At 61.2% G+C, this 9,380-nt stretch carries 7 protein-coding genes; 1 reads left to right on the top strand and 6 read right to left on the bottom strand.

Going from position 1 to position 9,380, the window contains the following annotated elements; genetic code table 11:
- From A477_RS22365 to coaE, 4 genes are all read right to left on the bottom strand, one after another.
- On the bottom strand, positions 1–1,325 hold a 1,325-nt coding region (locus A477_RS22365), incomplete at its 3' end, for an MFS transporter (RefSeq protein ID WP_017199707.1).
- A 28-nt stretch (positions 1,326–1,353) separates the two neighbouring features.
- A complete protein-coding gene (locus tag A477_RS0114615) occupies positions 1,354–2,379 on the bottom strand; it encodes a TerC family protein (protein WP_017199706.1) in 1,026 nt (341 codons plus the stop codon).
- A 168-nt stretch (positions 2,380–2,547) separates the two neighbouring features.
- Positions 2,548–4,647, bottom strand: a complete 2,100-nt coding sequence (uvrB, locus tag A477_RS0114610) for an excinuclease ABC subunit UvrB (protein ID WP_017199705.1) — start codon at positions 4,645–4,647, stop codon at positions 2,548–2,550.
- Between the two features lie 29 nt (positions 4,648–4,676).
- Positions 4,677–5,915 (bottom strand): dephospho-CoA kinase, encoded by a 1,239-nt coding sequence (gene coaE, locus A477_RS0114605; RefSeq protein ID WP_017199704.1) that lies wholly within the window; start codon positions 5,913–5,915, stop codon positions 4,677–4,679.
- Positions 5,916–5,937: 22 nt separating this feature from the next.
- Between coaE and A477_RS0114600 the strand changes: the two genes are divergently transcribed.
- On the top strand, positions 5,938–6,627 hold the full coding sequence (locus tag A477_RS0114600) for an IMPACT family protein (RefSeq protein WP_017199703.1): 690 nt from the start codon (positions 5,938–5,940) through the stop codon (positions 6,625–6,627).
- A 95-nt stretch (positions 6,628–6,722) separates the two neighbouring features.
- Here A477_RS0114600 and rpsA read toward each other — a convergent pair whose 3' ends face one another.
- Positions 6,723–8,198, bottom strand: coding sequence for a 30S ribosomal protein S1 (gene rpsA, locus A477_RS0114595; RefSeq protein WP_011774756.1), 1,476 nt, complete (start codon positions 8,196–8,198; stop codon positions 6,723–6,725).
- 183 nt (positions 8,199–8,381) lie between these two features.
- Positions 8,382–9,335, bottom strand: coding sequence for a polysaccharide deacetylase family protein (locus tag A477_RS0114590; RefSeq protein ID WP_026005652.1), 954 nt, complete (start codon positions 9,333–9,335; stop codon positions 8,382–8,384).
- Between the last annotated feature and the right edge of the window lie 45 nt (positions 9,336–9,380).

Below are 9,380 nucleotides of genomic sequence, written 5' to 3'. Positions count from 1 at the left end.
CCGCGGCGGGGGGCCCCCCCCCCCTGCCGTTTTGCCGTAATGGCCGTCAGAGCCAGCACGCCTGCGGCGAGAAGGCTGGAAGCGATGTTGAGCCCTTGATAGCCGATCCACGCAAGAAGCAGGCCGGAGGTTGCGCCTCCGAGCGCTCCGGCGGCACCCATCAGCGTGTCCGAGACACCTTGAACCGTGACCCGTTGGTCAGGCACGACACTCTCGGCCAACAGCGTTGACCCTGCAATTGTTGCCGCCGACCAGCCCAGGCCCAGGAGTATCAACCCCACGGTCACCAACACGGGCTCCTGCTGGCCGAATCCAGCGACGAACACCGCCACAAGAAGAAGTCCATGGCCCATGGCAATGGTCTGAAAGCGGCCGGCCTTGTCCGTTAGCCAACCCCAGAGTGGCGATAAAGCGAACATTCCAGCGATGTGCAGCGAAATCGTGAGCCCGATAACCACCAGTGCATCCGTGCTGCCGGTGGTTCCATGGTGTCCCTCATGGGATCCGCCCACGAGCTGTTGAAGATGCAGCGGGGTCATGGACATGACCGCCACCATGACGGCGTGGGCAGCTACGACGGCTGCCAGGGCCAGTATCGCCTGTGGTGATGATCGGACGGCTCGAAGACCGGACCTGATGGTTCCCCGGACAGGCTGAGCTCCCGGCTCGCCGTTGACGTCAGCCTGACGGGCCAAGCGGCGGGACAGCAGCAGAGGGTCCGGCCGTAGTCCCGCAAACAGAAGCCCCGCGGCCAGGAACAATCCGACGGCGGAGAACACAAAGGGGCCCGCGATGGGCGGCAGGCCAAGTGCCGCACCTACGGTGGCTCCCGGCTGAATCAGGTTGGGCCCTGCCACGGCCCCGATGGTGATGGCCCAGACCACCGTGGACAATGATCGTCCGCGGTGCTCGGGTTCGGCGAGGTCGACAGCGGCGAAACGAGCCTGCAGGTTCGCCGCTGTGCCAAGGCCCAGAAAAGCTGCGCCAAGCAAAAGCAGCACGAACGACTCGCTCATGACTGCGGTAATGATGAGCAAGGCACCCGCCATCGCAGCTGCCAGGCCGGTGACGAGCCCTACGCGCCGGCCGCGTGACTCAGCCAACCTTGCCAGCGGCAGGGCTGCGATTGCTGCAGCCAGTGTCAGGACGGTGGTGATCGAGCCAGCCCAGGCTTCGGAACCTGATAGGTCCACGGCCAGCAGGGATCCGATTGAAAGGGTCGCACCATTGCCAACGCCGCTGAGCAGCTGTGCGGAACTGAGCAGGAAAACAGTACGGCGCTGAACCCGTTGTGGGTCCAGCGCCGTAGTTGAAGTGGTAGTCACTTCACGAGACTACAACCTTTGGAGGTACTTACTCTGCCTCGCTCATGCTCTTTTTGACATCTGCCTCGAGTCGGGCATCCAGCTTGGCCTGCCGTGCTTGAGGGCTCATCAGGCTGGCAACAACAGCAACGAGGATGGTACCGACAATGACCGCCAGCGACACATACGTGGGGATCTCAGGAGCCCACTCGATGTGGTGTCCACCGTTGATGAACGGAAGTTCGTTCACGTGCATGGCGTGCAGGACAAGCTTGACCCCGATGAAGGCCAGAATGACGGACAGGGCATGCTTCAGGTACACCAGGCGTGTCATGAGACCGCCGAGGAGGAAGTACAGCTGGCGCAAGCCCATCAAGGCGAAGATGTTGGCAGTGAAGACGATGAAAGCGCTTTGGGTCAGGCCAAAGATCGCGGGGATGGAGTCCACAGCGAACAGGAGGTCGGTCAGGCCGATCGTGATAAAGACGATCAGCATGGGGGTGAAGACCTTCTTGCCGTCCACCATGGTGCGGATCTTGTTGCCGTCAAATTTCTCGGACATCGGGAGAACCTTGCGGATCCGGGCAATGAGCGGGTTCTCAGTGTCTTCTTCGTCCTCGCCGGAATCCTTGGCCTGCTTCCAGGCTGTCCACAGCAGGAATGCGCCAAAGATGTAGAACACCCAGCTGAACTGCTCGATGACCACTGCGCCCAGGGCGATGAAGATACCGCGAAGGATCAGGGCGATGATGATGCCCACCATCAGCACTTCCTGCTGGTACTTACGGGGCACCGAGAAGCGGGCCATGATGATGATGAACACAAAGAGGTTGTCGATGCTCAGGCTGTACTCAGTGACCCAGCCTGCGACGAATTGGCCGCCATATTCGGGGCCCGCAAAGATAAACATTGCAACTGCAAACAGCAGGGCAAGTCCTACGTAAAAGCTGACCCACAGGCCGGCTTCTTTCATGGAAGGTTCATGGGGACGCTTAACGACCAACAGGAGGTCGATCAGCAGGATGATTCCGAGAACGACAAAGGAGCCGATCTCGAACCAGACGGGAAGCTGCATTAAAGGTGCCTTTCGCAGGGTACGGGAAAGCGGTGTAAGTCTCTCCGGCCTGCCAGGGTGCGGTGAATGCAGATTTTGGCGGCCCGCTAGGTCCGGCGAGGCATCTGTGCCTTGCGTGCTGACGGACGTAGCGCTTGGGATACTCCCCTACGTGACCTCAACCTTACCCTAGGCGTGCCCGGCGGACTGCATCTGGCGTAATTCGCGCTTCAACTCCTTGACTTCATCACGGATGCGGGCCGCGACTTCGAATTGCAGTTCAGCAGCTGCCCCGTGCATCTGTTCCGTCAGTTGCTCGATGAGTCCCACGAGGTCTTCAGCGGGAGCTGCGGCAAGACCATCCTGCCGGACCGTGGCGGCACCCTTGGCAGCCGATTTGCTGCGCTTCCCACCCTTGGCCAAGCGGTTGTTGTTGAGCAGCTCCTGGGTGTCTGCGTCTTCCTTGGCCAGCTGATCGGTGATGTCGGCAATTTTCTTGCGCAACGGCTGGGGGTCTATGCCGTGATCCGTGTTGTATTGGACTTGGATGGCACGGCGCCGGTTAGTCTCCTCAATAGCGTGGGCCATGGAGTCCGTGATCCGGTCCGCGTACATATGTACCTGACCCGAGACGTTACGGGCGGCACGTCCGATGGTCTGGATCAGGGAGGTAGAGGAACGCAGGAAACCTTCCTTGTCGGCATCCAGGATGCTGACGAGGGAAACCTCGGGAAGGTCCAAGCCTTCGCGGAGCAGGTTGATGCCCACCAGAACGTCGAAGACGCCCATCCGGAGCTCGCGGAGCAGTTCCACTCGACGCAGGGTGTCGACGTCGGAGTGAAGATATTCCACCTTGACGCCATGCCCCACCAGGTAGTCCGTGAGGTCCTCTGCCATGCGCTTGGTCAACGTGGTGACCAGGACGCGTTCGTTCTTTTCCGTGCGGGTCCTGATTTCACCGAGCAGGTCATCGATCTGACCCTTGGTGGGCTTGACTACAACCTCGGGGTCGATGAGGCCGGTGGGGCGAATGATCTGCTGAACGTAGCCGTCGGCTTTGCCAAGCTCGTACTTACCCGGGGTGGCGGACAGGTACACGGTCTGGCCGATGCGTTCCAGGAATTCATCCCATTTCAGGGGCCGGTTGTCCATGGCCGACGGCAGGCGGAAGCCGAAGTCCACGAGATTGCGCTTACGGGACATATCGCCCTCGTACATGGCACCGATCTGCGGAATGGTGACATGGGATTCATCAACCACGAGAAGGAAGTCATCCGGGAAGTAGTCGATCAGGCAGTGTGGTGCCGTTCCGGGCTCGCGGCCATCGATATGGACGGAGTAGTTCTCAATACCGTTGCAGAAACCCATCTGCTGCATCATTTCGAGGTCGTACGTTGTGCGCATCCGGAGTCTCTGGGCTTCCACAAGCTTGTTCTGGCCTTCGAGGACCTGTAAGCGATCAGCAAGTTCGTCCTCGATCCGCTTGATCGCTCGCGCCATACGCTCAGGACCCGCCACATAGTGCGATGCCGGGAACACATACATCTCTTCCTCGTCCCGGAGAACCTCACCGGTGAGGGGATGGAGTGTCTGGATGTTCTCGATTTCATCACCGAAGAATTCGATCCGTATGGCGAGTTCCTCGTACATAGGGATGATCTCCACGGTATCGCCACGGACACGGAAGGTGCCCCGATGGAAGTCCATGTCATTGCGTGCGTACTGCATGGAAACGAACTTCCGGAGGAGGTGGTCGCGGTTCATTTCTGCGCCCTTGCGGAGCGTGACCATGCCGGCGATGTACTCTTCAGGCGTACCCAAGCCGTAGATGCAGGACACTGTGGCCACTACGATGACGTCCCGGCGGGTCAGCAAGGCGTTGGTGGCAGAGTGCCGAAGCCTTTCCACTTCCTCATTGATGGAGGAGTCTTTCTCAATGAAGGTATCCGTCTGCGCTACGTATGCCTCGGGCTGGTAGTAGTCGTAGTAGGAGACGAAGTACTCCACCGCATTGTTGGGCAGCAGCTCCCGGAATTCATTGGCCAGCTGGGCCGCGAGGGTCTTGTTCTGGACCATGACCAGGGTGGGTCGCTGGACCTGCTCGATGAGCCATGCCGTGGTGGCGCTCTTACCCGTACCAGTGGCGCCGAGGAGGACAACGTCCTTTTCGCCGTTGTTGATTCGTTCGGTGAGTTCTGCGATGGCAGTCGGCTGATCACCGGCGGGTTTGAACTCACTGATCACTTCGAAAGGCGCGACGACACGGTTGATTTCCTGGGCAAGGCTCATAAAACCAATCTACCCCCGCCCCAGGACAGCTACTGTCCGCGTTTGCCTTCAGCTGAAGACTTATACGACGGCGGCATCCAGCCTGTGCGCTCGGCCCAGGCGTTCATGAGCGGCCAGGCGACCTCGGTGAACCACGGCTCCTTTGCCTCTGAGTAGTCCCCTGTGCCGTGATCCGCCGCATGCGCGGCCGCCAATTCCTGTTTGTGTGCCTGATACAGCGCCACGGCTGGTGGTTCTGCCCGCAACCAGTCACGGAAAAGCAGCGCATAGCGCCATCCGGGTGAGCCTGCCACCCGGACGTGCAGATTCACGGGCCGACCTGGATCAGCGTTGGCATGGAGTCTTTTCTGCCAATGCGCAGGAACGGGGTGAGAGGGTTTCGGGGTGTCCTCAATTGCCTGCGGCACCGAGGGGAAACCGGCAGCAGCGAGGAGAGGCGCGATGCGGTCCGCTGTCCCCAGATCAGCCACAGAGAGTTGGAGGTCGATCACGTCCTTTGCCACCAGTCCCGGTACCGACGTCGAGCCGATATGGTCCACTGCAAGGATGTCGTGGGGAGCGGCAACGAGAATGCGCTCCGCGAGCCGTTCGGCTTCGTCCTTCCACTCCCCCTTCGACCCGCTCATGACAGGGCCCTCTTTACGGGATGCCCTGGTGCCCCGGCTGAGGTTCTCCGCGAAGGGCACCAGGCGGCCCTCCCACAGAGTATCCACGGCGGCGAGCAGCTCTTGCCGGCTTCCGGAGTTGTCCAGGACAATGTCGGCAGCGGCATTTCGTTCCGCACGCGTGGCCTGTGACGACATTCGGGCCAGTGCGTCATCCCTGGACATCCCGCGGACCTCCACCATGCGCTGAATGCGCACGTCGTCGGGAGCATCCACCACCACTACCAAGTGGAAGTTGCTGCCCTGCCCGGTTTCGACGAGGAGCGGAATGTCCTGGACCACGATGTCACCAGGGCCTGCACCTGACACAATCGCCGCAGCAGCCTCGCGGACCAACGGATGGACGATGCCATTCAGCACTCGGCGCTGGGCGGGATCGTGGAACACGATGGAGCCCAGTTTGGGTCGATCAAGCCGGCCCTGCTCGTCAAGAATCCCATGGCCAAAGGCCTCCACGACGCGGGCCAGTCCCGGAGTTCCAGGCTCCACCACTTCCCGCGCAATGAGATCTGCGTCCACAAGGATCGCACCCAATTCCTGCAACCTGGATGCCACCAGTGATTTCCCCGAGGCGATGCCGCCCGTCAGCCCGATCTTCAGCACCCTCCAACACTAGACTGAAGCGGTGGAAAATGAGGATGACAGCCGCGCGACAACGTACACGACACTGGCGGTGGGTGGGGATTTCCGCCACGAACTGGAGATCCGGCGGTCCCGTTTCATTACCGTTCTTCGGCGCTCACCCGACGAGGAAACCGCCCGCTCACTGGTTAGTGACTTGCGGCGTGAATTCCACGACGCCCGTCACCATTGCTCAGCTTTCGTCTTAGGTCCTGATCGGATGATTCAACGGTCCAGCGACGACGGTGAACCCTCGGGCACGGCAGGCATTCCCATGCTGGAGGCCCTGATCAAACGTGAGACCGCGCCGGGGCTGACGAACCTCAGCGACGTAAGTGCCGTCGTCGTGCGCTATTTCGGCGGTGTCCTCCTGGGTGCGGGTGGCCTGGTCCGGGCGTATTCGGAATCTGTTTCTACTGCGTTGGATCTCGCCTCGTTGGTCCGGCGGCAAAGACTACGTTTGTGCGCCATCGACGTCCCCCACGCCGAGGCCGGCCGTGTGGAGAACGAACTTCGCAGCGCCGGCTACGTCATGGCGGAGACCGGATACGAACCCAGGCACACCGTACTTCGAGTGGCTTTGCCGGATGATGCAGCAGCCATCGAGGCGGCCCGCTCACGGCTGGCTTCGCTGACAGCCGGCAACGTGGAGCTCAAGCCACAGGGAACCGAATGGGTTGACGTCCCCCGCTGAACATGGGCGGCTTTCCGGATTAAAGCAAAAGGACCCCTGCCCGAAGGCAGGGGTCCTTTCCTGGCTATTCAGCACATCCCGTGAGGGAGGCGGAATTAGTTGCCGGTCAGCTTCTCACGCAGTGCGGCGAGTGCTTCGTCAGACGCCAGGGTACCAGCGTTGGACTCGGCAGCAGCAGGCTCCGAGGAGTAGCTCGTGGTGCCGGAGTCGCTCTCACCGGACGTTGCAGCAGCAGCGTCGTCGGCAGCGTGCTGGGCAACCTGCTTCTTGTGGGCTTCCCAGCGGGTCTGGGCGTCAGCGTACTGCTGCTCCCAAGCGGCGCGCTGGGTCTCGTAACCTTCGAGCCATTCGTTCGACTCGGGGTCGAAGCCCTCAGGGTACTTGTAGTTGCCCTCTTCGTCGTACTCAGCGGCCATGCCGTACAGAGCGGGATCGAACTCGGTGCTGTCAGCGTCAACGCCCTCGTTAGCCTGCTTGAGGGAGAGGGAGATGCGGCGACGCTCGAGGTCGATGTCGATGACCTTGACGAACAGTTCGTCGCCAACGGAGACAACCTGCTCTGCGAGCTCCACGTGGCGGACAGCCAGCTCGGAGATGTGCACGAGGCCTTCGATGCCGTCTTCGACGCGAACGAACGCACCGAACGGAACCAGCTTGGTGACCTTACCCGGAACAACCTGGCCGAGGGCGTGGGTGCGGGCGAAGGTCTGCCACGGATCTTCCTGCGTAGCCTTGAGCGACAGGGAGACACGCTCGCGGTCCAGATCCACTTCGAGGACCTCGACGGTGACTTCCTGGCCAACCTCGACAACCTCGGACGGGTGGTCGATGTGCTTCCAGGACAGCTCGGAAACGTGGACGAGGCCGTCTACGCCGCCCAGGTCCACGAATGCACCGAAGTTGACGATGGAGGAAACAACGCCCGGACGAACCTGGCCCTTTTCCAGCTTGTTGAGGAACGTGGAGCGAACCTCGGACTGGGTCTGCTCGAGCCATGCACGGCGGGACAGCACAACGTTGTTGCGGTTCTTGTCCAGCTCGATGATCTTGGCTTCGATCTGCTGACCGATGTACGGAGCGAGGTCGCGGACACGACGCATCTCCACGAGCGATGCGGGCAGGAAGCCGCGCAGGCCGATGTCCAGGATGAGGCCACCCTTGACAACCTCGATGACGGTACCGGTAACGACACCGTCTTCTTCCTTGACCTTCTCGATGTCGCCCCAGGCGCGCTCGTACTGAGCACGCTTCTTGGAGAGGATCAGACGGCCTTCTTTGTCTTCCTTGGTGAGAACCAAAGCTTCGACCTGATCGCCAACGGCGACGACGTCACCGGGATCAACATCGTGCTTGATGGAAAGCTCGCGGGAAGGGATGACACCTTCGGTCTTGTAACCGATGTCGAGCAGAACTTCGTCGCGGTCGACCTTGACGACGGTACCTTCGACGAGGTCTCCGTCGTTGAAGTACTTGATGGTGGCGTCGACAGCTGCGAGGAAGTCCTCAGCGGTACCGATGTCGTTAATGGCGACTACGGGGGTACCGGGCTTCTCGGTGGAGGTGATGGTCATGTAGTAGGGGCTCCGTTGTGGATAGTTAGTCGGTCAGGCAAACCGCTGCCGCCCGGGTCCGGACGGCAGAACACGGCAAAATACCGGGTCATCCTGATTTGTGGATTAGTACAAATGGATGCATGCACGTAGTACACGCCCGTTTATTCTAGTCGCATTGGCAAAGCAGGGTCAAAAGGAGTGTCACGGCGACAGGACGTCTCCCAGGCGCGCAAACGTGACTCCGTGGTCCAGTAGCTGCGGCAGGGCGCGCGCATAGCCGCTGGCAGTGCCTGCGGCCGGCCTGTTGAAGTGTGAAATGACGATGTCTCCGGGCACTACCCGTCCCACTTCGGCGGCAACGGTGGCTGCCGAAAACGTTGCGCCGCCGTCGCCGTTGACTGTGAAATTGACCGGCAGCAGACCGAGCCTCCGGGTCACCTCAACTGCGACGTCGTCGTAGAACGCAGTACCAGGACGGAAAAACTGTGGGACTTTTCCGCTGATCTCCTGCAGGATCGCCTGGTTACCCATAAGTTCGTCGTAGGCAGCGGCTACGGTGGCGGTCCCGTGGATTCCATACGCTGCCCTGCCGTTCACCGACAACGGGAGGTGGCCGGTGCCGTGATTGGCGAGCTCGAAGAGCGGGTCGACCGCCAGTTCAGCCGAAAGCGAGGGGTTGGCATGGATCCATCGGCTGTTGATGAACAGGGTTGCAGGGACGTTGAGCCGGCGAAGAGTGTTCAGCAGTGCGTGGTCGCACCCCGTGCCCCCGGGGCCGCCGCAGGCGTCGAACGTCAGCGACACGTGATGCGACCGTGAATCGTTCACGACTCCCGTCACATGCAGCCCCCATTCCTTGGGGCGCCTCCCAGCGAACTCTCCCACGATCTGTTGCTTGTCAGGCGTCGACTTGGGTGGAACCACCGGCGCAAGGGCTGCTGCGGCCTGCTCACTGGACCTGGTGGCTACGGAAGGTGGCGCTATGGCCGGACCCGTAGGCGGGGTTTTTGGAGCGGACGGGTTTGTGTTTGACCGAGAGGGGTGCGTCCCGCCGCCCCTGTCGGCACACGCCGTCAGGGCAGCTGACGCCAGGCCCGCCATTCCAAGCAGCACTGATCGCCGGCCGGCCAATGGCCGCCGCTTGGAATCCCCCATGGATGTCCCTATCTGATTGTGGCTATGTGATTGTGGCTATGCGGT

Origin of the sequence: Arthrobacter sp. M2012083 (genome assembly GCF_000281065.1) — a bacterium.
Classification (GTDB): Bacteria; Actinomycetota; Actinomycetes; order Actinomycetales; family Micrococcaceae; genus Arthrobacter.
This window is presented reverse-complemented; position numbering and strand designations above follow the sequence as displayed.

Excerpts from the sequence above, each read along its gene's own strand:
- A477_RS0114615 (WP_017199706.1), bottom strand. The coding sequence starts at position 2,379 with ATGCAGCTTCCCGTCTGGTTCGAGATCGGCTCCTTTGTCGTTCTCGGA.
- uvrB (WP_017199705.1), bottom strand. The coding sequence starts at position 4,647 with ATGAGCCTTGCCCAGGAAATCAACCGTGTCGTCGCGCCTTTCGAAGTG.
- rpsA (WP_011774756.1), bottom strand. The coding sequence starts at position 8,198 with ATGACCATCACCTCCACCGAGAAGCCCGGTACCCCCGTAGTCGCCATT.
- A477_RS0114590 (WP_026005652.1), bottom strand. The coding sequence starts at position 9,335 with ATGGGGGATTCCAAGCGGCGGCCATTGGCCGGCCGGCGATCAGTGCTG.